This is a genomic window from Streptomyces viridochromogenes (assembly GCF_001270495.1).
GTDB lineage: Bacteria > Actinomycetota > Actinomycetes > Streptomycetales > Streptomycetaceae > Streptomyces > Streptomyces viridochromogenes_A.
On the sequence record NZ_LGUR01000173.1, the window covers coordinates 152,725 to 175,747 of the forward strand.

The following is a 23,023-nucleotide window of genomic DNA, read 5'->3' on the forward strand; positions in this document are numbered from 1 at the left end:
TCGGCGTGCTCGGCGTGCTCGGCGAGGCGGTCCCTCTCAGGACCTGTCGTTCGGGTCATCCCGGCGTCGCGAGCCCGGCCGGCGCCGGGTCATCCCGGTGTCGCGGGGGCCCGGCCGGCGCCCGTAATTCGGTGGCCCGGCGCCGGGGCCGCCGTATAGCGTCCCCCCTCGTGCCCGAAACCAGCCCGCGCCCCGCCATGCCCTCATGAGCCTCGCCCGTACGTTCATCGACGTGCGGCCGCTGCGTACCTCACCGGTCTTCCGGCGGCTGCTGATCGGGCGGACGGTCTCCGTGCTCGGCAGCTTCATGACCATGGTCACCGTCATGTACCAGGTCTGGGACCTGACACACAGCGCGGTCTGGAGCGGTGCGGTCGGTCTCGCGCAGGCGTTGCCCATGGTGTGCGTGGGCCTGTTCGCCGGGTCGTGGGTGGACCGGGGCGACCGGCGGCGGATCTTCCTGATCGCCACCGTCGGGCAGGCGGTCTGTGTACTGCTGCTCGCGGTGCAGGGCTTCACGGGGCAGGTGCCGGTGGCCGGGATTCTGGCCCTGGTGGCGGCCGGCTCCTGCTTCGGCGCGGTCGGCGGTCCGGCGGCGGGTGTGTTCGTGCCGCGGCTGCTGCCCAAGGAGCAGGTGGCGGCGGGGCTGGCCCTCAACCAGGTCACCGGCCAGGCGATGATGCTCCTCGGCCCGGCGCTGGGCGGGCTGTTCCTCGGCTGGTTCGGCATCGGCGTCTGCTATCTGCTGGACGCCCTGAGCTTCGGCCTCGCCTTCTACGGCGCCTTCGGCCTGCCCGCGCTGCCGCCCGAGGGCGAGCCGTCGCGGGCCGGGCTGCACGGCGTCCTGGACGGCCTGCGCTTTCTGACCGGTCACCGGGTGGTGCGCGGCGCGCTCGTCACCGACCTCGCCGCCACGGTCCTCGCCATGCCGGTCAGCCTCTTCCCGCTGGTCAACGCCGAACGCTTCGGCGGCAATCCGCGCACCCTCGGCCTGTTCCTGTCGGCCGTCGCGGTGGGCGGCGTGACGGCGACGGCCCTGTCCGGTTCCGTCACGCGCCTGGGCCGCCCCGGCCTGGTGATGCTGTGCGGAGCGGGCACCTGGGGCGCGGCCCTCGCCCTGTTCGGCCTGACGACCAGCCCGTGGGTGGGGCTCGCCCTGCTGGTGGTGGCGGGTGCCGCCGACGCCCTGTCGGTCGTGTCGCGCAGCACGATCGTCCAGACCCGCACCCCCGACGCCCTGCTCGGCCGGGTGACGGCCGCCGAGCAGATCGTCGGCCAGGCGGGTCCGCATCTCGGCAACCTGCGCGGCGGCCTGGTCGCCGGCTGGTCGTCCGGCGCGACCGCCCTGGTGACGGGCGGGCTGCTGTGTGTGCTGGCGGTGGCCTACGTGGGTGCCGCCACTCCGGAACTACGGGACGGCAAGCTCACCCCGGACGAGCCATGAGCGGCGGCCCCGCTTTCGGCCTCCGAGGGGCAGCAGGACCGGCCGTCTCGCGTCACAACCGTGCGCGCAGCGCCCCGAACTCCTCGTGGAAGCCCGGGAAGGTCTTCCGTACGCATCCGGGGTCGTCGAACGAAACCCCCGGCACACGCAGCCCCGTCACCGCGAACGACATGACGATGCGATGGTCGCCGTACGACTTGATCTCCGCGCCCGCCGGGACGTCGCCAGCCCTCGGCTGGATCTCGATCCAGTCCGGGCCCGTCGTCACCTCCACGCCCAGCCGCCGCAGGTTCTCCGCACACGCCTCCAGCCGGTCGCACTCCTTCACCCGCGTGTTCGCCACGTCCTCGATCCGCACCGGGCCGGAGGCGAAGGGCGCGATGGCCGCCAGCGTCGGCATCGTGTCGGAGATGTCACGCATGTTCACCGTGACGCCCCGCAGTTCGCCCGTGCCCCGGACCGTCGTCCCCTGCGCGCCCACCGTGACCCGCGCGCCCATCCGCCGCAGTACGTCGACGAAGCCCAGGTCGCCCTGGAGCGCTCCCTCGCCCAGGCCGGGGACGGTCACCTCGCCGCCGGACAGCGCGGCCGCGGCGAAGAAGTAGCTCGCGGTGGACGCGTCGGGCTCCACGGCGTAGGTCGTGGCGCGGTAGCCGCCCGGCGGGACCACGAACGTGTTCCCCTCCCGACCCACCTCCGCCCCGAAGGCCCGCATCATCGCGATCGTGATCTCGACGTACGGCACGGAGACCAGGTCGGTGACGGTGATGCGCAGGCCCTGCCGGGTCAGGGGTCCGAGCAGCAGCAGGGCCGTCAGGTACTGCGAGGACTGGCCCGCGTCCAGCGTCACCCGCCCGCCGTCCACACCGGACGCCGTCACGGTCAGCGGGTGGTGGCCCTCCTGCTCCTCGTGCCGCAGGTCCACGCCCAGGTCGCGCAGGGCCCGGGTCAGCGGCAGCAGGGGGCGGCGGCGCATCTGGGGCGAGGCGTCGAAGCGGTAGGTGCCGTGGCCGGCGGCGGCCAGGGTGGGCAGGAAGCGGGCCGTGGTCGCGCCGTCGCGGCAGTAGACGTCCGCCTCCGGGACCGCGGGGCCCTGCGGGCGGCCGTCGACCTGCCAGGTGTCCGGGGTCCGGCCGACGCGGTAGCCGAGGCGGGTCAGCCCCTCGGCGAAGCCCTCCGTGTCGTCCGAGCGCAGCGGCCGTACGAGGGTGGTGACCCCGTCGGCCGCGGCCGCCAGGAAGAGGGCGCGGGCGGTGACGGACTTGGAACCGGGAATGTCGACTACGGGCATATCGCCATGATCGCCCGGCCCCGCACTCCCGCGCCGCACCGTCCACGAGATGGACCCGCCCCCGCCGCCCCTACCCGTCCCTTCCCTGGGGGCTGCGCCCCCAGACCCCCCGCGTTCGACCCTGCGGGTCTCGTCCTCAGAGGCCGGACGGGCTGAAAGACTCAGCCCCGTCCGGCGTTTGAGGAGCGGGGTGGTCGCTTGGCGGCTCACACCCGCCCCACCCACCACCGCCCTACCAACTTCGCCGATTCCGGCCGTCCCCGGGAACCCACCCCCACCCCCGCTCGTCCAAACCGCGAGCTGCTGGAGAGTCACCGTGGTGCGGTGTCGGCCCTCGCTGCTGGCTGCGATCGCTGACCAACCCTCTCCGCCGTGCCGCGGCCGGCAGCACGCCGTCATCGGCGCGCCCCCCTCCAACTGCGCCGATGGCGGCCCCTTCCCGGTTACGGCGCTCTCCCTTGACTGGCAGAAACTTCCCGGTTATTGGTGACTTCTCGGAAGTTTCCTTCAGCGCACCACCTCCGGAAGGAGCGCACGTGCCCGACACCAGCACGGGAAGCACGGGAAGCACGGGAAGCACGGGAAACACCGCCACACCTTCAAGACGTACGGTCCTCGCGGCCACCACCGGACTCACCACCGCCCTGGCCCTGGGCGGCACCGCCCACGCCGCCGCCCCCGACGACCGGAAACTGCGCGCCCTCATCGCCCGGATGACCCTGCCGGAGAAGGTCGGCCAGCTCTTCGTGATGCGGGTCTACGGCCACTCCGCCACCGCCCCCGACCAGGCCGACATCGACGCCAACCTCAAGGAGATCGGCGTCCGGACAGCCGCCGAGCTGATCGCCAGGTACCGCGTGGGCGGCATCATCTACTTCACCTGGGCGCACAACACCCGGGATCCGCATCAGATCGCCGACCTCTCCAACGGCATCCAGAAGGCGTCCCTCGCCCAGCCCCGCGGCCTGCCCGTCCTCGTCTCCACCGACCAGGAACACGGCATCGTCTGCCGCGTCGGCGAGCCCGCCACCCTCTTCCCGGGCGCCATGGCCATCGGTGCGGGCGGCTCGCGCACCGACGCCCGCACCCTCGGCCGTATCGCCGGACAGGAACTGAAGGCGCTCGGCATCCGGCAGAACTACTCCCCCGTGGCCGACGTGAACGTCAACCCGGCCAACCCGGTCATCGGCGTCCGCTCCTTCGGCGCCGACCCGGCCGCGGTGGCCGGCATGGTCGCCGCCGAGGTGGCCGGATACCAGCGCTCGCGGCACGACCGGCAGGTCGCGGCCACCGCCAAGCACTTCCCCGGGCACGGCGACACCGCCGTCGACAGCCACTACGGCTTCCCGGTCATCACCCACACCCGTGAGCAGTGGGAGACCCTGGACGCACCGCCCTTCCGCGCCGCCGTCCGGGCCGGCATCGACTCGATCATGACCGCCCACATCATGGTCCCGGCGCTCGACGACTCCGGCGACCCGGCCACTCTCTCCCGCCCGATCCTCACCGGCATCCTGCGCGAGGAACTCGGCTACGACGGGCTGGTGGTGACCGACTCGCTCGGCATGGAGGGCGTACGGACGAAGTACGGCGACGACCGCGTCCCCGTCCTCGCGCTCAAGGCGGGCGTGGACCAGCTCCTCAACCCGCCGAACCTCGCCATCGCGTGGAACGCGGTCCTCAAGGCCGTCCAGGACGGCGAGTTGACCGAGGCGCGGCTCGACGAGTCGATCCTGCGGGTGCTCCGGCTGAAGGCGAAGCTGCGGCTGTTCGAGGAGCCGTACGTCAGCCAGGGCGGGGTCGACCGGAACGTCGGCACCCGGTCCCACCTCGCGACCGCCGACCGCATCGCCGAGCGGACGACGACGCTGCTGGTCAACGAGGGGCAACTGCTTCCCCTGTCCCGGCGCACCTGCCCCAGGCTCCTGGTCGTGGGCGCCGACCCGGCCTCCCCGTCCGGCACGACCGGACCACCGACCGGCGTACTCGCCACCGCCCTGACCGAACTGGGCTTCACGACGACCGCCCTGTCGACGGGTACGGCGCCCTCCTCCGCCACCATCGCCAGGGCCGTCGAGGCGGCTCGGGCGGCGGACGCGGTGGTGGTGGGGACGTACAACGTCACGGCGAGCAGTACGCAGAAGGCGCTGGTCGAGCAGCTCCTCGCGACGGGGAGGCCGGTGGTGGCGGTGGCGATCCGCAACCCGTACGACGTGGCCCATCTGCCCACCGTCCGGGCCTGCCTGGCGTCCTACTCCTGGACCGACGTCGAGCTGCGCGCGGCCGCGCGGGTGATCGCCGGGCGGGTGTCCCCGCGCGGAAGGCTGCCGGTGCCGGTGCAGCGGGCGGACGATCCGACGCGGGTGCTGTATCCGCTCGGGCACGGGCTGTCGTACGGGCGCGGCTAGCACCGCACAGCACCGTGGAATAGCACTGTGGGCGTAGCGCCCGTACGCCACACAACGGGCACACTCACCCCCAACCGACGCAAAGGACCCCACATCTCTGGCGTGCACCTGCTGCGGCGGGTCACGCTGGGCCAGGCCCTGTCGTCGGATTCCCGCCGTCAGCCCGCCGTGCAGGCGGGAATCTGACGACAGGGCCCAGGGGTACCGGGGGGAGTGCGATGCGTGAGAGAAGTGGCGTGGGGGTGGCGTGTGCGCTGCTGGTGCTGTTCGTCGCGCTGCTGACGGGATGCCAGAGTCCGTCGGGGGCGGCCGAGGAGGACGGGCGGCTCGGGGAGAGCGGGAGTTCGAGCGTCGGCCCCGGTGAGCAGCGGGTGACGCCCCCGACCCGGCCCGCCGGATACGGCGTGATGTTCCTCGGCGTCGACGAGTGCAGTTCCTTCGGGACGACCAGCTTCACCGAGGTGCCGTGCACCGGTGAACGGGCGGCGGCGCGGGTCGTGGCCCGGCACGACGGCACAGTGGGTGACGGACCGCAGTGCCCGGGGACCACGGACTTCGTGCTGCACATCAGCGAACAGAGCCGGACGTCCGACGAGGACGGCGACGGCGCGATCCCGCAGGGCTACGCCTGTATGCGCAACCTGGCCCCGCCCCACCCGGGCGACCCCGGCGGCGGAGGCGGCCCCCGCACGATCGTCGGGGACTGCGTGTACAGCTCCGGGGACGGTCAGGTGCGCGAGACGCCGTGCGACGGCGAGGGGAAGCGGAAGCCTCAGTACAAGGTCTCCAAGGCGGTCACGAAGCGAGCCGCCTGCCCGCTGTCGACGGCCCTGTACGTCCAGCTGGGGGGCGAGAAGCCGGTGGGGTGCGCGCGGCCGGTGTGAGGCGTACGGCCTAGTCCGAGGTGCCGTCGCTGCGGGATATGGCGATCCTGGCCGGGAGGACAACGCTGGAGGAGACGTCTTGGCACCTCTGACTCGGATTCCGCTGGCGGGCGGGGGCTGCGTTCTGGTCGAGGCACCGGCCGCGGTGGAGGGGCCGGTGAAGGCAGGCCGCGTCAGCGATGCCATTCGTGATGTGCCGGGGACGTTGCAGGAAGCCCTGGAGCCGGTCACGGAGGCCGCGCGGGCGGCGCTCGATCAGCTGCGCAAGGCCCGGCCCGACGAGATCACGGTCGAGTTCGGGGTCGATCTCGCCTTCGAGGCGGGTGCCGTGATCACCAAGAGCCAGGCCGGCTGCCATCTGAAGGTGACCGTGGCGTGGAAGAGCCCGGAGCCGATCCCGTGAACAGCGCCGAGAAGTGGTCCGACGACAGCTTGGCGACGAAGCTGCCCGCTGCCGTGGCCCAGGTCCTGGGACCGGGCGGGACAACGGCAGGGGCGGGCTTCCTGGTGGCGGAGGGCCTCCTGGTCACCTGTGCTCACGTCGTGCGAGCCGCCGGGAGCGGGCCCGGGGAGCGGGTGAGACTGGCCTTCCTCCGCAGGGAAGGTGCGGACGAGGTCGAGGGGGACGTCGTCCCCGACCTGTGGCGCGCCCCCGAGAACGAGGACGTGGCCTTCGTCCGGCTGAGCGGCACGCCGACGGACAGGCGGACGCTGCCGTTGGGCTCGGCGGAAGGGCGCCGGGGCCACCCGGTGCGCTCCTTCGGGTTTCCCGCCCAGGCCCCGCCCGAAGGGCACTTCGGTTTCGGCGAGGCCGGCGATCTGCTGCCGAGCGCGGACGGCAGGGGCGTGCATCTGCAGCTGACGGCCGCCAACGACCTCACGACCGGGTTCAGCGGAGGGCCCGTCCTGGACGAGGTGACCGGCCTCGTCATCGGCATGCTCACCGAGATCACCGCACCGGACGAGTGGGATCGGGGCCTCGGCGTCGCGTACGTCACACCGACCCAAGTGCTGCGGGAGATCCTGCCGGAGCTGGCCGAGCGGGAGGTGTGCCCCTACCGAGGGCTGGAGCCGTTCACCGCGGAACACGCGAGGTGGTTCCAAGGCAGGTCGGACGCGGTGCGGCAGGTCCTGATGAACCTGGCCCAGCAGCGGCGGCTGACACTGCTGCTCGGACCGTCGGGATCGGGCAAGTCGTCGCTGATCCAGGCGGGCGTACTGCGCGCACTGGCGGACGGCGAGCTGCCAGGAAGCGACCGGTGGCTGCCCGTCCTCGCGCGGCCTCGGCAGGACATGCTGGCGGAGATCGAGCGGGCCGGGCTGCCCGGGGCGAGCACGGTCGGCATCACGACGGCGGTCAACCGCAGGCTGGCCGCCGAGCCCGCGTACCACCGGGTCCTGCTCGTCATCGACCAGTTCGAAGAGCTTCTGGTGCAGACGTCCAACGGCCGGCTGCGGGAGCTGCTCGGCGTCATCGACGGGGTGACGACGGCCGCCGACCAGTACACGAAGATCACCGTGATCCTGATCATGCGTGACGACTTCTATCCTCAACTGGCCGCGCTGGCACCCAAGTTGCTGGAATCCGCGATGCCGGGACTCCTGAACGTGCCGGGCACGCTGAGCCAGGAGGATCTGCACGACATCATCGTGCTCCCCGCCCTGGACGTGGGACTCAACTTCCAGCCAGGGCTGCCCGAGCAGATCATCAGCGACGTCCTGGAGACCACGCCCGAGGCGGCCATCACCCGCCAGGCCCCGGCCACCGTGCTGCCGCTGCTGGAGATGACGCTCAGCCAGCTGTGGCTGCGCCGAAAGGACGGGTTCCTCACCCACGAGGCCTACCGGCGGATCGGCGCGGTCAGCGGCAGTCTGACCACGTGGTGCGACAGCGCCCTCGACGAACTGGACGCGGAGCAGCAGGTCATCGCCCGTCGGACCCTGACATCGCTGGTCCATCCGGCTCTTCCCAGCCACAACATCAGTGCCGTGCGGACCCAGGTGCCGCTCGATGAACTGCGCCACCTGGCGGCCGACCCGAGGAGTACCCCCAGCCATGAGCAAGCGGCCGTCGACGCCGTCATCGCCACGCTCACGCGCCGCCGCATCATCACCACCCAGACGCTTCAGGAGCCGCAGCACCCCGGGGCTCCTCCCGGTGAGCCGGTCGCCGAGCTGATCCACGAGTCACTCATCCGCGACTGGGGCGTACTGCGCAACTGGGTCGACCAGGACCGCCGCTTCCAGGAGTGGCTTCGCCTCACGCGCGAACGACAGGCCCACTGGGCGGAGGAGAAGCATCCGGGGGACCTGCTCGGCGGGACGGCGCTGGAGGAGGGGCTGGAGTGGTCGCAGCAACGCCGGCTGCCGACCGAGATCGCGGACTTCCTGACGGTGAGCAAGCAGCGGCGGAAGGCGGCGATCCGGCGGAGCCGACGGCTCAACACCGTGCTCAGCGGCCTGCTGGCACTCGCGCTCATCGCCGCCGCGGGCGCCGTCTGGCAGTGGCGTACGGTGAGCGCCGCCCGGCATACGGCGCTGTCCCGTCAGCTTGCCGCCCAGTCGAACGAACTGATCGGCACGAACCCGGATCTCGCCTCGCTGCTGGCCGTCGAGGCGTATCGCGCGAGCCATACGTCCGAGGCCGTCGAGAGTCTGCGAAGCGCCGCGACCCTGCCGAACCATCGCCGCCTGACCGGGCACAAGGACGCGGTGCGCTCGGTGGCGTTCAGCCCCGACGGCCGCACCCTCGCCACGGGTGGCGCCGACGACACCGTACGGCTGTGGAACACGAGGACCGGCAAAGTCCGCCGCACCCTCACCGAGCACGCGGACCAGGTGACTTCGGTGGCCTACAGCCCCGACGGCCGTATCCTCGCCACCGCAAGCCAGGACGGGACGGTTCGCCTACGGGAAGCAGGCACCGGCAGAGTACGGAATTCCCTCAAGGTGCGAAATTCCCTCACCGGCAAGGCGACCGCCGTGGCATTCAGCCCCGACGGCCGCACCCTCGCCACGGGCGGCACCGACAACACCGTACGGCTGTGGGACACAGAAACCAGCGAGGTCCGCGACACCCTTGAGGGGCATACCAACGAAATCCTCACGGTTGCGTTCAGTCACGACAGCAGCCTGCTCGCCTCGGCCGGCCGCGACAAGAAGGTGCGGGTATGGGATGCGAATACAGGAAGGCTCCGCACCGAAATCACCAAACACACTGAAGTGGTGGACGCGGTGGCATTCAGTCCCAAAACCCTGACCCTCGCCACCGCAAGCTCCGACGCCACTGTTCAGCTGTGGAACGCGGAAACCGGCCGGCATCTCCTCAGCATCATCGACGGGACCGACTACATGTACGGGGTGGCGTTCAGCCCTGACGGCCGCACCCTCGCCACCGTCAGCTACTACGGCAACGCAGCGCTGTGGGACGTGGAGACCGGTTCACCTGGCGCCACGTTCACCGGGCACAGCGGTGAGGGACTCGCGGTGGCCTTCAGCCCCGACGGCCGCACCCTCGCCACCGCCGGCCGCGATGAGACGGCGCGCCTGTGGGACGCGGGCACGAACAAACATGACATCACCCTCAAAGGGCACCGAAACATGGTGGAGGCCGTGGCCTTCAGTCCCGACGGCCGCACCGTCGCCACCGCCAGCGACGACAAGACCGCACGAATCTGGGACGCCAAAACCGGCAAGCCTCGCACCAGACTCACCGGACACACCGACGTGGTGCAAGCCGTGGCTTTCAGCCCTGATGGCCGCACCGTCGCCACCGCCAGTCACGACAAGACCGTGCGGCTATGGGACGCCGAAACCGGCAAATTCCGCACCCAACTCACCGGACACACCGACGTGGTGTGGGCCGTGGCCTTCAACCCCGACGGCCGCACCCTCGCCAGCGCAAGCGAGGACCGGACCGCACGAATCTGGGACGCCAAAACCGGCCAACTCCGCACCCAACTCACCCAACACACCGACGCGGTGTATGCCGTGGCCTTCAGCCCCAAGGGCGACACACTTGCCACAGGCGGACTCGGCTCGATCGTACTGCTCTGGAACCCAGCCACTGGCAAGCTCCGCGCCAGAGTGCCCGGGCACACAGGAGCGGTGCCTTCGGTGGCCTTCAGCCCAGACGGTCGCACCCTGGCCACCGCCAGCTACGACAAGACCGTGCGGCTGTGGGACGCCGAAACCGGCGAGCCCCGCGCCGCGCTGAACGGGCACACCAGCGCGGTCAACTCCATGGCATACAGCCCCGATGGCCGCACCCTCGCCACCGCCAGCGCAGACTTCACGGTGCGGCTGTGGGACACGGATACCGGCAAGAGCCGCACCACCGTTCTCGGGTTCACCAACTCGATGCTGTCGGTGGCCTTCAGCCCCAACGGCCGGACCGTCGCCGCCACCAGTCAGGACGAGACCGCACGGCTGTGGGACATCACCTACCCCGACCCCGACGACGCGATCAAGAAGATCTGCCGCATCGTCAACCGCGACCTGACCACCCAGGAACGCACCGCCTACCTCCCCGACGACACGACAGACCCGGTGTGCCCGACGAACTGAACGGACCGGTCAGCACAGGATCCAGCCCTTGCTCACCGACCCGCTCCCCACCCGGCCCTTCACCCACACACACCGCTGCCCGGCGTGGACGGTGACCGGACCGGCCCGGCGGGTGTACTGGCCCTCGTCGATGACCGGGTTGGCCCGGAACGCCTGCACGCTGACCTTCATCGTCTGCTGACGGCCGGGGCGTTCGGGGAGGACGATGGCGCAGACGTGGCCGCGCTTCTTGTAGACGTACAGGGTGCCGGTGGAGAACGGGTACGTCTTGACCTTGCGGCCCTCGCAGCGCGTGGGGGCGGCTGCCTGTGCCGCCGTGGGCGCCGCGACCGCGAGCAGTCCGGACGCGGTCAGTACCGCCAGACCGACTGTCAGTCGGCGGCGTATCGCACCTCTGTCCACTTGGTTGTCCTCCCGGTACACCGGCGATGAGCGTACTGGTGTACGGACGCACGACGTAGGCCCGATGGTTGCACGGCCGTCGCGCCGACCCCCTTATCGGGCCGCCCCGACCGGCTCCTCCGGCTCGGCCTGCCCGAGGAAGGTCCGCCACAGCTCGGCGTACCGCCCGCCCCGCGCCAGCAGCTCCTCGTGCGTGCCGTCCTCGGCGACCCGTCCGCGGTCCATCACCACGACCCGGTCCGCGCGGGCGGCCGTGGTCAGGCGGTGGGCCACGACGAGTGTCGTACGGCGACCCGCGAGCCGGTCCGTCGCCTGGTTGACCTGGGCCTCCGTGGCCAGGTCGAGGGCGGCCGTCGCCTCGTCGAGGAGCAGGACGTCGGGGTCGACCAGCTCGGCGCGGGCCAGGGCTATCAGCTGGCGTTGCCCGGCGGAGAGATTGCGGCCGCGCTCGGCGACCTCGTGGAGGTAGCCTCCGTCGAGGGTGGCGATCATCTCGTGGGCGCCGACCGCCCGGGCCGCCGCCTCGACGTCGGCGTCGGTGGCGTCCGGGCGGCCGTAGGCGATGGCGTCGCGGACGGTGCCCTGGAACAGGTACGCCTCCTGCGGGACGACCCCGAGACGATGGCGGTACGACGTGATGTCCAGGGCGCGAAGGTCCGTGCCGTCGACCGTCACCCGGCCGCCGGTCGGGTCGTAGAAGCGTGCCACCAGCTTGACCAGGGTCGACTTGCCCGCGCCCGTCTCGCCGACGAACGCGACCGTCTGACCGGCGGGGATGCGGATGTCGATCCCGCTGAGCGCCTCCTCCTCGTCGCCGTACCTGAAGTGCACGTCCTCGAACGCCACCTCGCCCCGCAGCGACAGCACCTCCAGCGGTTCCTCGGCCGCCTTCGTGGAGGTCGGCTCCTGGAGGAGTTCCCGGATGCGGCCGAGCGAGACCGTGGCCTGCTGGTAGCCGTCGAAGACCTGGGAGAGCTGCTGGACCGGGGCGAAGAACAGGTCGATGTAGAGCAGGTACGCCACCAGCGCACCGGTCGTCAGCGTCGCGGCCTCGATACGGGCGCCGCCCACGATCAGCACCGCCGCCGCGGCCCCCGACGACAGGAACTGCACGAAGGGGAAGTAGATCGAGATCAGCCACTGACCCCGGATGCGGGCCTGGCGGTAGCTGTCGCTGCGCTCGGCGAACCGCGCGCCGCCATCCCGCTCGCGCCGGAATGCCTGCACGATCCGCAGCCCGGACACCGACTCCTGGAGGTCGGCGTTGACCAACGACACCCGCTCACGGGCGAGTTCGTACGCCTTCACGCTCGCCCGGCGGAAGAAGTAGGTCCCGATGATCAGCGGCGGCAGGGTCGCGAAGACGACGAGCGCCAGCTGGAGGTCGAGCACCAGCAGGGCGACCATGATGCCGAAGAAGGTGACGACGGAGACGAAGGCGGTGACCAGGCCCGTCTGGAGGAACGTCGACAGCGCGTCGACGTCCGTCGTCATCCTGGTCATGATCCGGCCGGTCAGCTCCCGCTCGTAGTAGTCGAGTCCGAGCCGCTGGAGCTGGGCGAAGATCTTCAGACGGAGGGAGTACAGGACGCGCTCGCCGGTGCGCCCGGTCATCCGCGTCTCGCCGATCTGGGCCACCCACTGCACGGTGACCGCGAGCAGGGCGAGGAGGGACGCCGCCCAGACCGCGCCGAGGGCGGCCTGCGTGACGCCCGAGTCGATGCCGTGCCGGATCAGGACGGGGAGGAGGAGGCCCATGCCGGCGTCCATGGCGACCAGACCGAGGCTGATCAGGAGCGGCAGCCCGAAGCCTCGTAGCAGCCGTTTCAGGCCGTACGACTCCTCCGGGCGCACCGCACGCGCCTCGTCGATGTCGGGGGTGTCGGCCGCCGGGGGCAGCGCCTCGACCTGGGCGAGGAGCTCGGGGGTGGCCGGGGACTCCGTCAGCGCCAGGTCCTTGCGCTCGCGGTCGCCGGTCCACAGCCGCGGAGTCACCCCGCGTTCGGCGTCGAACTCTGCGTCCAGTTCGTCGCGTACGGAGGTGTCCTCGCGGGGGCAGGCGGGCTGGGCGTGGCCGGGTGAGACGCCGCCGAGTTCGTCGGGGTCGGTGAGCAGACGGCGGTAGAGCGCGGACCGGCGCTGGAGTTCCTCGTGGGTGCCGATGTCGGCGAGGCGGCCGGCGTCGAGGACGGCGATGCGGTCGGCGAGGCCGAGGGTGGAGCGCCGGTGGGCGATCAACAGTGTGGTCCGGCCCTCCATGACCTGCTTCAGCGCCTCGTGGATCTCGTGCTCGACGCGGGCGTCCACCGCCGAGGTCGCGTCGTCGAGGACGAGGAGCCGGGGGTCGGTGAGGATCGCGCGGGCGAGCGCGATGCGCTGGCGCTGGCCGCCGGAGAGGGTGAGGCCCTGCTCGCCGACCGTGGTCTCGTAGCCGTTCGGCAGCTCGGCGATGAAACGGTCCGCCTGGGCGGCGCGGGCGGCGGCCTCGATCTGCTCGTCGGTCGCGTCGGGGCGGCCGTACGCGATGTTGTTGCGGACCGTGTCCGAGAAGAGGAAGGAGTCCTCCGGCACCAGCCCGATCGCGGCCCGCAGCGAGTCCTGGGTCAGCTCGCGGACGTCGTGGCCGCCGACGAGGACGGCGCCGCGGGTGACGTCGTAGAAGCGCGGCAGGAGGAGGGAGACGGTGGACTTGCCGGAGCCGGAGGAGCCGACCACGGCGAGGGTCTCGCCGGGGCGGATCTCGAAGCTGAGCCCGTCGAGGACGGGGGCGGCCGGGCCGGAGGGTCCGTCGTATGCGAAGGCGACGTCGTCGAACTCGACGGTCGCGGGCGCGTCGGCGGGCAGGGCCTTGGTGCCGTCCTTGATCGAGGGCTCGGTGTCGATCAGCTCCAGGACACGCTCGGTGCCCGCCCTGGCCTGCTGCCCCACCGTGAGGACCATCGCGAGCATGCGCACGGGGCCGACCAGCTGGGCGAGGTAGGTCGAGAAGGCGACGAACGTACCCAGCGTGATGTGCCCGCGCACCGCCAGCCAGCCGCCGACCGCGAGCATGGCGACCTGCCCGAGCGCCGGGACGGCCTGGAGCGCCGGGGTGTACCTGGAGTTGAACCGGATGGTGCGCAGCCGCCCCGCGAAGAGCCGCCGGCTGACGTCCCTGAGCTTCCCGGTCTCCTGCTCCTCCTGCCCGAACCCCTTCACCACGCGTACGCCGCTGACAGCGCCGTCGACGACGCCCGCGACGGCGGCGGCCTGGGCCTGGGCGTACCAGGTGGAGGGGTGCAGCCTGGTCCGGCTGCGTTTGGCGATCCACCACAGGGCGGGGGCGACGGCGAGGGCGACCAGTGTGAGCGGCAGCGACAGCCACGCCATGACGGCCAGGGATATGACGAAGAGCGCGAAGTTCCCGATGGTCATCGGGAGCATGAAGAGCAGACCCTGGATCAGCTGAAGGTCGCTGGTGGCCCGCCCGACGACCTGCCCGGTGGACAGCTCGTCCTGCCGTCGCCCGTCGAGCCGCGTGATCGTCTCGAACATGTCGGTCCGCAGGTCGTGCTGGACGTCGAGGGCGAGGCGGCCGCCGTAGTAGCGGCGGATGTAGGTGAGGACGTAGACGGCGAGGGCGGCGGCGATCAGCAGACCCGCCCAGACGGCCATACGGCGGCTGTGGTCGCCGATCACGTCGTCGATGATCACCTTGGTGATCAGCGGGACGACCGCCATGACGGCCATACCGGCGAGGGAGGAGCCCAGGGCCAGGACGACGTCCCTGGGGTAGCGCCAGGCGTAGCCCCACAGTCGCCGTGCCCATCCCCGTTGCGTCGTCACGCCGGTGCCCTCCGCTGGTCCTGATCTACCGGAAGGCACCAACACGGACAGCCCGGGATTTCATCCCTCCGCAACAAAAGCCGGAGGCCGGGGTCAGACGCGTACCCGCAAGTAGTAGAACCGCGTCGTCTGCGCCGCGTTCTGGTTGTCGTCGCTGACCAGCAGCACCTTCAGGCGTCCCTTCGAGTACCCCGTGATCGCCATGCCCTCGATGTTGTCGAGGAGCGGGTTCGGCTGGGGCTGCTTGGCGGTCGCTCCGAGTGACGGGCAGTTCACGATGTCGGCGAGGAGCGTCTTCTTGATCAGGCGTACGCCGTTCTGCCCGGTGAGGGTCTCGACACCGCTCGTGTCGGTGGCGCGGCGCGGGTCGGCCAGGTAGAGCCGGACCGTGTTGCCGACGCCGGCGGTGAATCCGCGCTCCAGGATGAGGAGGCGGCCGTCGGGGGTCGCCTGGACCTCGGGGACGCCGAGGCCGGCGTCGGTGCGGTAGGCGTACTGGGCGCCGGCCTCGAAGTGGCCACCTGTCGTCCGGGGCCGCTGCCAGGTCTGGAAGCGGACGATGTCCGTGCTGTCGCCGGAGAGCGCGTACTCCATGGAGGCGAGCAGGGTGCGGCCGCCGGGGAGCAGGGTCAGCCCCTCGAAGGTGCCGTTGGGGACGGCGCGGCCCGCCGGGGCGACCGACAGCGCGTCCGGCACGGGCAGGCGGTCGAGGATCCTGCCGTCGCGGGAGTAGCGGCGTACGGAGGGCTCGGTCTCGGAGGAGATCAGCCGGGTGCCGTCCCGGTCGACGACGAGGCCCTCGGAGTCGAGGGCGGCGCCGCTCTCGTCGGCGAGCGGGACGACGCCCTTCGGCGCGAGCGTCTTCCGGTCGAGGCTGAAGAGGGCGGAACGGTCGGAGACGGCCGCCAGCGATCCGTCGCGGTGATCCACCGCGAGCGCGGAGAAGTTGCCGACGAAGGTGCCGTCGTACGTCGTCTTGTCGAGCGCGTCGGAGAAGCGGTCGATGGAGACGGAGGGCGAACAGGCGTGGCTGTCCTGCGAGGTGGCGTGGGCGTTCGCCGGGCCGGCGGCGGTCAGGCAAGTGGCCGCCGCCAGCCCGGCGGTGGCGGTCGCGAGTACGGTTCTCAGGCGCATGGGGGTCACCGTAGGGCGGGTCGGTGACGGAGGGGAGACCGGCTCATGAAGCGTCGTACACGCGAGGCCCGGGTCCCTCAGCTCGCGGCCAGGTCCCGGTGGATGACCTTGGCCACGCCCTGGATGGTCGTGATGCCGTAGTTCATGGTGCTGTTGCCATGGGTGAGCACCGTGATCACGTAGTCGTGGCCGCCCCCCTTGAAGGCGCCGACGCTGTGCACCCGCCAGCCGTTGGTGGCCCGCTGCAGCCAGCCGTTCTTGACGGCCACGGTGACGCCGGACGGCACTCCGTACGGGGTGCCCCAGCGCTGGGAGGAGACGACCTGGCCCATCAGCTTCAGGATGTAGGCGCGGGAGTTGTCGCTCAGTATCGCGTTCTTGGCGGTGATGAGCTTCAGCAGCTTCTGCTCGTCGGTGACGGTGATCTGGGTCAGGCCCCAGTAGCCGTTCGCGCCGGGCTTGGTCTGGGTCATGCCGGCGGCGGTGAGGAAGCCCTTGATCTTCGTCAGGCCGAGCTGCTTCCAGAGCGTGCTGGTCGCGGCGTTGTCCGACTTGGTGATCATGGCCTTGGCGAGGGACGCCTCACGGTCGGTGAGGTACCGGTTGTGCTTCTTCGCGTCCCACAGCAGCGCGGCCAGCACCGTGACCTTGACGACGCTGGCGGAGTCGTAGGCGCTGGAGGCCCGCAGGGCGCAGGTGGTGTTGGTGGAACGGTCGTGGAGGCCGACCGCGATGGTCCCCTTGCGGTTGGCCAGGGCGGCGGTGATGTCCTTCTTCAGCTTGTCGGCGAGGCCGGCCTTTGCGGACGTACAGCTGACGGTGGGGGTGGTCGCCGCGGTGGCGGGGGTGGCGGCCGCGACACACGGTATGAACACCCCGGCCACCAGGCCTGTCGTGAGGAGTGCTCTCGCACGTCCGGAAACGCCTCTTGATGTCGGTCTCGATGGCCCTTGAGTCATGCCCTGTTGACTCGCGAGACCGAGGGAATGGTTGTACGCACGTAGACCCTTTTACACAGCGAAACGGTCACGGCGCGCATGGCCACAGCGCGAGGGCTTCATGATCAATTCCCCTGCCGTACACCCGACGCCAAGATCGTCCGGCGTAGCGTCACCCCGACCAGACTGGCGTGATCACGTCAGGCGCACGCAAAATCGGAGGGGACCTCACATGCGTAGACAGAGGATGATCGCGGCCATCACGGGATGCGCCTCGGCCGCGGTGCTCGCCAGTGCGATTCCGGCCCACGCCGAAGGCAGCTGGAGCTCCAGCATGAGCGGGGTGCGCACGGGCTTCAACTCCCGTACGTGGACGGACAACAACAACGACAGCGTCAGCACCTCCATATCGCTCAGCGGTTGCAGCAACGGCGGGCTGGGCCCCGCGGTCAGCAACACACAGCTCCAGCTGACCCGCGAGACCCCGATCGTCCAGCCCGACGAGGACCGGGGCCGCTACACCTTCCACTGCAGCAGCTCCGCCTCCCACGCCTTCGGCGACCAGCCGAAGGGTGACTACCACTTCACCGTGACGAAGATCCAGGACAGCTCGTCGGGCTACTACCTGAAGGTGAACTCGGTCTCGGTCCGGTACTGAGCCCTCAGGCACGGCAAGCACCGCAGTGCCACAAGCACCGCAAGTGCCCCAGCAGCGCAGGCGCCACGAGCGCCACGGGGCGCCACACTGAAACGTCGTCATTCCTTGTAAGAAGGCCGTGGGCTGTGTCTGTTGAGTTCGCCACCTGCACCTACCAGTACCGTCGGGGCCCGGTCGTCCTCGACAGACTCAGCTTCGCCTTCCCTCCGGGCCGCACCGTGCTGCTCGGTCCCAACGGCGCGGGCAAGACCACGCTGCTGGCACTCGCCGCCTCCGCCCTCAAGGCCCATTCCGGCACGGTCTCCTTCGCGGGACTCGACCCCGCCGTCCGTTCCCAACTGCGGGAGTACCGGCGCCAGGTCGGGTGGATGCCCCAGCACATCACTCCCGCCCCCGGCATGACGTGCCGGGAGCAGGTCGCCTATGCCGGATGGCTCAAGGGCATGTCCCGACGGGAGGCGTGGGACGGAGCCCTCGCGGCGCTCGACCGCGTGGGACTCGCCAGGAAGGCGGACCAGCAGGCTTCGTCCCTGTCCGGCGGCCAGCTGCGCCGGGTCGGCGTGGCCCAGACGCTGGTGCACTCCTCCCGGCTCGTCCTGATGGACGAGCCGACAGCGGGTCTCGACCCGGCGCAACGGGGCACGTTCCGCAAGGTCGTCGAGGAACTCGCCGGAACTGCCGACGTCGTCGTCTCCACCCACCAGACCGAGGACCTCTCCGAGGTCTACGACCATGTCGTCGTCCTGTCCGACGGGGTGGTCCGATTCACCGGCACCGTCGAGGAGTTCTACGCCCTCGCCCCGCAGGACACCGCGTCGGGCCGCGTCGCGGACGGCGCCTACACGGCGGTTCTCGGCGGAGGCGAGGCATGGTGATGTTCCGTCTCCACCCGCGCGCCAACGCGGCCGTTCCCGCCGCTCCCGTGCTCCTCTGCATCGTCGTCCTCTACGTCACCTCGGACTACGTCGCCGGGGACCTGGACGGCTACTGGACGGCGGCCACCGCCAAGGCGGTCTCCGCGCTGATCTTCATCGCCCCGGTCACCGCGGCCTGTGCCGCCTGGGAGGCCGGCAGGCTCCGCCGCGCCAAGGTCGGGGACGGCACCCCGACCCGTAACGGGTGGCAGATAGCCGCCGCGTCCCTCGCACCGGTCATGTTGCTGGGCTTCCTCGCCCTCGCGACGGCACTCGCCGTGGTCCGCCTCCAGATGGAGTCGGCTCCGGGGTGGCCGGATGTCCGGATCATCGCCGCGGCGTGCGTCATCCTGTGCGCCCACGTCGCCCTCGGGTACGCCGTCGGCATGTGGCTGCCCGCCGTGGCCGCCGTCCCGGTGGTCCTGGTCGGCGACTACCTGTGGAACGTCTATCCCCCGGCGCTGGAGCCCCTGTGGCTGCGCCATCTGACCCAGCCGGCCTTCGGCTGCTGCTCGAACGCCTCCGCGGTCTACCCGGGGGCCGTCACGGCACCCGCGCTCGTGGCCGTCGGTCTGGCCGCGCTGGCCGTCGCCGCCGCGGCCGTCTGCCGGCGTACCCCCCGGCGGGGGAGCCTGCCCGGGTCCGTCCCGTACTGGGGTGCCGCACTGGCGGTGGTCGCCGCCACGGTCACCACGTCCGCGGGCGTCAGGCTGGTGGACGGACTCGGCCCCGACGCGATCGAGGCACGTCCGGTCTCCGATCTGGTCTGCGCCGACCCTCGGGGCACGCGGGTGTGTGTCTGGCCCGAACACGCGTCCCGGCTGACCGAAACGGCCCGCACCGTGAGCACGGCGGTCGAACGCCTCCGTCGCGTCGGAGTGAGTCCGCCCGAGGTCGTCACCGAGAGCGGACAGCGGCCCGGGACCGGGCAGTGGACGGTGACCGTACGGCAGGATCCCGCCTTCACCGACCAGGACCTGGTGACCAGCCTCACCTCCGACCTCACGGTGATCCTCGTCAACAGCCCGCACGGCGACGGCCGTACCCACTGCCCGGCGGATCCGGCGACGGCCGCGCAGCGGGCGTTCGACTCCCAGGACCAGCTCGGCGTCTGGCTGTCCGTGCGGGCCGGCCGGAGTCAGCAGGAGGCCCGCGACAGCACCGATCCCCGGATCTGGGCGCCGGTCGGCCGTGTCCTCGGCACCAGCGCGGCCAGCCAGGAGACCTGGTTCCAGGACACCCTCGTCCAGGCGCGGTGCATGCCGCGATGACCTGGTGGATCCACACACGGCGGCTGGCCCTGCTCACACTCGTCACCGCCGGCTTCTGGGCGGCGGCCTTCACCCTGGGCAACAGCCGCCTGCCCCTGCCTCAACTGGGCGGCGCCACCTCGGCGGACGTCCCGTTCATCCTCTTCGCCCCCTTGGCTCCGGCCATCGCCCTGAACGCGTGCTACGGCACGCCCACCCCCATCGAGAGGACGGCGCTACGACGGGTCGCCGCTCTCGACTCCCTGCTCGCCGTCGCGGTGGTGGCGGCCACAGCCGCCGTGGCCGCCCCGGTCATGGCGGGATGGCTCAGCGGCACCGACCCCTTCGCGGCCGAGTCGGCCGTCCGCAACCTCGCCCTCTACACCGGGCTCGCCCTGATCGGCCGGGCGGCACTGGGCAACCACGCCTCCACGGTGATCCCGACGCTGCTCGCGCTGGTCGTGTCGGTCTTCGGCTACGGCCCGGAGCAGACGGCCCACTGGTGGGCCTGGCCCGCGGCACTCCCGTCCGACCCGCTCTCCTGGGCCGGATCCGCGGCGCTCCTGTCGATCGGCCTGTACCAGACGGCCCGGGGGGACTTTCCGCGGCGTTGAACGGTCCCGCATGAAAGTATCTGCGCATGATGACTGCTGACGGCGTGTTGGCCGTCCTGTCCCTGTTCCGGAAGGCACAGGTCGCGGTCTGGATCGGCGGCGGCTGGGGCATCGACGCCCTGCTCGGCGAGCAGACCCGCGACCACCGCGATCTGGACCTGATGCACCGCCAGGAGCAGGAGCCCGCGGTGCTGTCGGCTCTCGCGGACGCGGGCTTCGTGGAGACCCTGGACTGGCGCCCGGTCCGATTCGTGGTCACGGCTCCGGACGGCCGGGAGATCGACCTCCACCCCCTGTCCTTCACCGAGGACGGCTCAGCGACCCAGGCATCCCCCGACCCGTCGCACCCCTTCCGCTACCCCGCGTCGGCCTTCGTGACGGGCAGGATCGCCGGTACACCGGTCCCGTGCCTGTCCGCCGAGCAGCAGGTGCACTTCCACCAGGGGTACGAGCCCACGGACCGGGACCGGCATGACATGGCTCAGTTGCGGCGAGTGTTCGGGATCGACACGCATTTCTGATCCCGACGGCCGGGCCCCTCGGTGAAGAGGAGCCCGGCCCTGCCCCTGTCCCGGTTCTTCGTGCCCGGTCCGCGGGTCTAGGGCTTGATGTAGATGGAGTTGATCGGTGTCAGGTTCTGGTCGATGTACCAGCCCGGCCCCATCTTGTCCCCGCAACCCGTTCCGTTGCCTCCCGTGCACATCTGCACGGTCCAGCCGTCGGTCTGGTTGTTGAAGACGCGGTGCTGCCCGTACTGGTTGTAGAGCTTGTGGACGCCCGCGCTCCAGTAGGTGTGGGACGGCTTGTCGTTGTTCCAGCTCGGACCCGGATAGATGCACACCGCCCCGGAGGGACAGCCGTAGCGGGTCGCCGCCGCCTGGACACGGTCCGCCCCGGAGGCGCCTGCCGCGGCCGGTCCGGCGCCGGCCAGCAGCCCGGCCCCGAGGGCGACCGCGGCGGTCCCGCCCGCCAGAGCCATCCTGAACTTACGCATGTGTTGCCTCCCCGTAGTGGCTTTGCCGCAGCCGCGACCGCGCCTGCACCAGCAGCCTCGCCCGAACGTCACCTCCGCGCACCACCCTTTGGCTTCAGCCGAAGTGACCGCCCAGCAGCCGCCGCCCCAGCGGTGTCGCCGCATGCAGAACATGCTTGCCGTCCCGGTGACTCGACAGCAGCCCGGTCTCGCGGAGCACCGTCAACTGCTGGCTGGCGCTGGGCAGCGAGATACCGACCTTCGCGGCCAGTTGGGAGGTGGTGCCCCAGGCCCGCACGGCTGCCTCCTGGAGCAGTGCGGCCCTGGTGGAGCCGAGCAGCCTGGACAGCTCGGCCTGTCCGGCAGCGGACACGAGTGGCGCCGACTTCTCCACCGGGTAGACCAGTACCGGTCGCAGCGAGCGGTCGACCAGGGTGATCGGGCGTCGCCAGCAGAAGTACGAGGGGATCAGGAGCAGGCCCCGTCCTTCGAGGTACATGTCCCGGTCGACCGGGTAGTCGGCCTCCAGGACGGGCGACCGCCATCGTGCCATCGGGCTGAACGTGTTCAGCAGGCCGCCGATCCCGTCGGTGAGCAGGGCCCGGGAACGCCGGCTCACATCCGCGCGTACCGCCGCCTCCATCGCCTCCCACACGGGGGCGACGAACGCTTCGTGGTAGACCCGCAGCAACCCGCCGAGCAGCAGCAGGACCTCCCGCTCGCCGCGAGCCAGGGCCGGCCCGGCGAAGGGGGTGCGGCCATCCGCCGCGACGAGCCCGATCTCGTGGTTCAGCTGTCGGCGCGGCGTTGCCAACACCCGGTCGATTCCGTCTTCCAGGGCATGGTCCTGCCGCTCACCGCTCGGCGTGAGAAAGTCCGGGAAGTACTTGGCATACGGCACCAGGCTGCCCAACGCCCGGACCGACCGCCCAGGCGCTCCCCCGCGCCGCTGCCCGTCCCGGACCTGGCGCCGCCACAGGTCGAAGGCCTGTGGCCCCTCCCTGGTCTGCAATCGGCAGACACTACAGATGATCTCCCAGAGCGGGTCCGGCCTGTCGGCGATCCGTAAGCACTCCAGATCCCGGCTGGTGAAATGGATTCGCAACAATTTTCCCCCGAATGCCGCGAAGACATCAATTCTTCTCCTCAGTCTGCACCGGGGAGGCGGCGCTCGGGCGGCGTGATGGCCGGCTTTCGGACTTACTGTCTGGAAGAGAAACACACGCGCCCCGACTCTCCGCGATGCGCCGGACGTCGGTCAGCGCCTCGCCCATCCGGGCAACCAGAAACCGGAGCTGCGCGGGTGTCGCCCGGCGGTCGGCGAGCATGTCGGCCGCGTGGTCGAGGAGGTCGTCGGCCATGGCGATGGCGAGCTGCACGCTCTCGACGGTGTCGGCCAGGCTGGCGACAGGGCCGGTACCGTCGCTCACGAGATAGCAGGGCTTACCGTCCGCCCCGGTCCAGGGCAGCAGGCGTACGCCGCCCATGTCGCGCGTCACTTGATGCCCCCTACGACCACCGTTGGCATGCCGACCGATCCGACGCCGACCCCGAGTACGGCGGCCGGACGTGCCGCCCGCGAGGGCCGGGAGCCGGTGTGGTGGACGGTCGGCCCGTTGAGGCACCGACACCCACGCCGTCGGCGGCGGCGCGTAAGCCGTAGCAACGGCCCGAAGAGTCGGGCGATGCGGTGACGCATGTCGTGAACTCCGTTTTCACAAG

18 protein-coding genes are annotated in these 23,023 nt (G+C 71.1%); 10 read left to right on the plus strand and 8 right to left on the minus strand.

The window, feature by feature from the left end:
• Nucleotides 1–205 precede the first annotated feature (205 nt).
• The gene (locus ADK36_RS17830; protein ID WP_048585982.1) at nt 206–1,444 is read left to right on the plus strand and encodes an MFS transporter; all 1,239 of its coding nucleotides are present in this window, start codon (nt 206–208) and stop codon (nt 1,442–1,444) included.
• A 52-nt stretch (nt 1,445–1,496) separates the two neighbouring features.
• On the opposite strand, the gene aroA is transcribed toward ADK36_RS17830, so the two are convergent.
• Complete coding sequence (gene aroA / locus ADK36_RS17835) at nt 1,497–2,735, minus strand: 3-phosphoshikimate 1-carboxyvinyltransferase (RefSeq protein ID WP_053198232.1); 1,239 nt, start codon at nt 2,733–2,735, stop codon at nt 1,497–1,499.
• A gap of 536 nt (nt 2,736–3,271) precedes the next feature.
• Here aroA and ADK36_RS17840 point away from each other — a divergent pair.
• From ADK36_RS17840 to ADK36_RS17855, 4 genes are all read left to right on the plus strand, one after another.
• Nucleotides 3,272–5,143 carry a glycoside hydrolase family 3 protein gene (locus ADK36_RS17840; RefSeq protein WP_048583986.1) on the plus strand — a complete coding sequence of 624 codons (1,872 nt, stop codon included), beginning with the start codon at nt 3,272–3,274 and terminating at the stop codon, nt 5,141–5,143.
• A gap of 218 nt (nt 5,144–5,361) precedes the next feature.
• Nucleotides 5,362–6,027, plus strand: a complete 666-nt coding sequence (locus ADK36_RS17845; protein WP_048583987.1) for a hypothetical protein — start codon at nt 5,362–5,364, stop codon at nt 6,025–6,027.
• 79 nt (nt 6,028–6,106) lie between these two features.
• Entirely contained in the window at nt 6,107–6,430 is a 324-nt protein-coding gene (locus ADK36_RS17850; RefSeq protein WP_048583988.1) for a CU044_2847 family protein, read from the plus strand.
• Entirely contained in the window at nt 6,403–10,593 is a 4,191-nt protein-coding gene (locus tag ADK36_RS17855) for a trypsin-like peptidase domain-containing protein (protein WP_234329791.1), read from the plus strand. The genes ADK36_RS17850 and ADK36_RS17855 overlap by 28 nt, the downstream gene beginning before the upstream one ends.
• A 9-nt stretch (nt 10,594–10,602) precedes the next feature.
• On the opposite strand, the gene ADK36_RS17860 is transcribed toward ADK36_RS17855, so the two are convergent.
• From ADK36_RS17860 to ADK36_RS17875, 4 genes are all read right to left on the minus strand, one after another.
• Complete coding sequence (locus tag ADK36_RS17860) at nt 10,603–10,995, minus strand: hypothetical protein (protein ID WP_048583990.1); 393 nt, start codon at nt 10,993–10,995, stop codon at nt 10,603–10,605.
• A gap of 93 nt (nt 10,996–11,088) precedes the next feature.
• Nucleotides 11,089–14,820 carry an ABC transporter ATP-binding protein gene (locus ADK36_RS17865; protein WP_048583991.1) on the minus strand — a complete coding sequence of 1,244 codons (3,732 nt, stop codon included), beginning with the start codon at nt 14,818–14,820 and terminating at the stop codon, nt 11,089–11,091.
• A gap of 93 nt (nt 14,821–14,913) precedes the next feature.
• Nucleotides 14,914–15,954, minus strand: a complete 1,041-nt coding sequence (locus ADK36_RS17870; RefSeq protein ID WP_053198252.1) for an esterase-like activity of phytase family protein — start codon at nt 15,952–15,954, stop codon at nt 14,914–14,916.
• 77 nt (nt 15,955–16,031) lie between these two features.
• Entirely contained in the window at nt 16,032–16,913 is an 882-nt protein-coding gene (locus ADK36_RS17875; protein ID WP_234329792.1) for a serine hydrolase, read from the minus strand.
• A 211-nt stretch (nt 16,914–17,124) separates the two neighbouring features.
• Here ADK36_RS17875 and ADK36_RS46345 point away from each other — a divergent pair, with 211 nt between their 5' ends.
• From ADK36_RS46345 to ADK36_RS17900, 5 genes are all read left to right on the plus strand, one after another.
• A complete protein-coding gene (locus ADK36_RS46345) occupies nt 17,125–17,550 on the plus strand; it encodes a hypothetical protein (RefSeq protein WP_159029227.1) in 426 nt (141 codons plus the stop codon).
• Between the two features lie 125 nt (nt 17,551–17,675).
• Nucleotides 17,676–18,425: an ATP-binding cassette domain-containing protein gene (locus tag ADK36_RS17885; protein ID WP_048583992.1), complete on the plus strand. Its 750-nt coding sequence runs from the start codon at nt 17,676–17,678 to the stop codon at nt 18,423–18,425.
• Nucleotides 18,419–19,735 (plus strand): DUF7224 domain-containing protein, encoded by a 1,317-nt coding sequence (locus ADK36_RS17890; protein ID WP_053198234.1) that lies wholly within the window; start codon nt 18,419–18,421, stop codon nt 19,733–19,735. Before ADK36_RS17885 ends, ADK36_RS17890 begins: the two co-directional genes overlap by 7 nt.
• The gene (locus tag ADK36_RS17895) at nt 19,732–20,328 is read left to right on the plus strand and encodes a hypothetical protein (RefSeq protein ID WP_159029228.1); all 597 of its coding nucleotides are present in this window, start codon (nt 19,732–19,734) and stop codon (nt 20,326–20,328) included. The genes ADK36_RS17890 and ADK36_RS17895 overlap by 4 nt, the downstream gene beginning before the upstream one ends.
• Before the next feature lie 26 nt (nt 20,329–20,354).
• The gene (locus tag ADK36_RS17900; RefSeq protein ID WP_048583995.1) at nt 20,355–20,849 is read left to right on the plus strand and encodes a nucleotidyltransferase domain-containing protein; all 495 of its coding nucleotides are present in this window, start codon (nt 20,355–20,357) and stop codon (nt 20,847–20,849) included.
• 77 nt (nt 20,850–20,926) lie between these two features.
• Here ADK36_RS17900 and ADK36_RS17905 read toward each other — a convergent pair whose 3' ends face one another.
• The 3 genes from ADK36_RS17905 to ADK36_RS17915 all read right to left on the minus strand — a co-directional run bounded on the left by ADK36_RS17905 (nt 20,927) and on the right by ADK36_RS17915 (nt 22,800).
• Nucleotides 20,927–21,322, minus strand: coding sequence for a hypothetical protein (locus ADK36_RS17905; protein WP_234329793.1), 396 nt, complete (start codon nt 21,320–21,322; stop codon nt 20,927–20,929).
• Nucleotides 21,323–21,416: 94 nt separating this feature from the next.
• Nucleotides 21,417–22,313 carry an ArsR/SmtB family transcription factor gene (locus ADK36_RS17910; RefSeq protein WP_234329794.1) on the minus strand — a complete coding sequence of 299 codons (897 nt, stop codon included), beginning with the start codon at nt 22,311–22,313 and terminating at the stop codon, nt 21,417–21,419.
• Between the two features lie 121 nt (nt 22,314–22,434).
• A complete protein-coding gene (locus ADK36_RS17915; protein ID WP_425315477.1) occupies nt 22,435–22,800 on the minus strand; it encodes a hypothetical protein in 366 nt (121 codons plus the stop codon).
• Nucleotides 22,801–23,023 lie beyond the last annotated feature (223 nt).

Excerpts from the sequence above, each read along its gene's own strand:
- ADK36_RS17870 (WP_053198252.1), bottom strand. The coding sequence starts at position 15,954 with ATGCGCCTGAGAACCGTACTCGCGACCGCCACCGCCGGGCTGGCGGCG.
- ADK36_RS17890 (WP_053198234.1), top strand. The coding sequence starts at position 18,419 with ATGGTGATGTTCCGTCTCCACCCGCGCGCCAACGCGGCCGTTCCCGCC.
- ADK36_RS17895 (WP_159029228.1), top strand. The coding sequence starts at position 19,732 with ATGACCTGGTGGATCCACACACGGCGGCTGGCCCTGCTCACACTCGTC.
- ADK36_RS17905 (WP_234329793.1), bottom strand. The coding sequence starts at position 21,322 with ATGCGTAAGTTCAGGATGGCTCTGGCGGGCGGGACCGCCGCGGTCGCC.
- ADK36_RS17830 (WP_048585982.1), top strand. The coding sequence starts at position 206 with ATGAGCCTCGCCCGTACGTTCATCGACGTGCGGCCGCTGCGTACCTCA.
- aroA (WP_053198232.1), bottom strand. The coding sequence starts at position 2,735 with ATGCCCGTAGTCGACATTCCCGGTTCCAAGTCCGTCACCGCCCGCGCC.
- ADK36_RS17845 (WP_048583987.1), top strand. The coding sequence starts at position 5,362 with ATGCGTGAGAGAAGTGGCGTGGGGGTGGCGTGTGCGCTGCTGGTGCTG.
- ADK36_RS17875 (WP_234329792.1), bottom strand. The coding sequence starts at position 16,913 with ATGACTCAAGGGCCATCGAGACCGACATCAAGAGGCGTTTCCGGACGT.
- ADK36_RS17900 (WP_048583995.1), top strand. The coding sequence starts at position 20,355 with ATGATGACTGCTGACGGCGTGTTGGCCGTCCTGTCCCTGTTCCGGAAG.
- ADK36_RS46345 (WP_159029227.1), top strand. The coding sequence starts at position 17,125 with ATGCGTAGACAGAGGATGATCGCGGCCATCACGGGATGCGCCTCGGCC.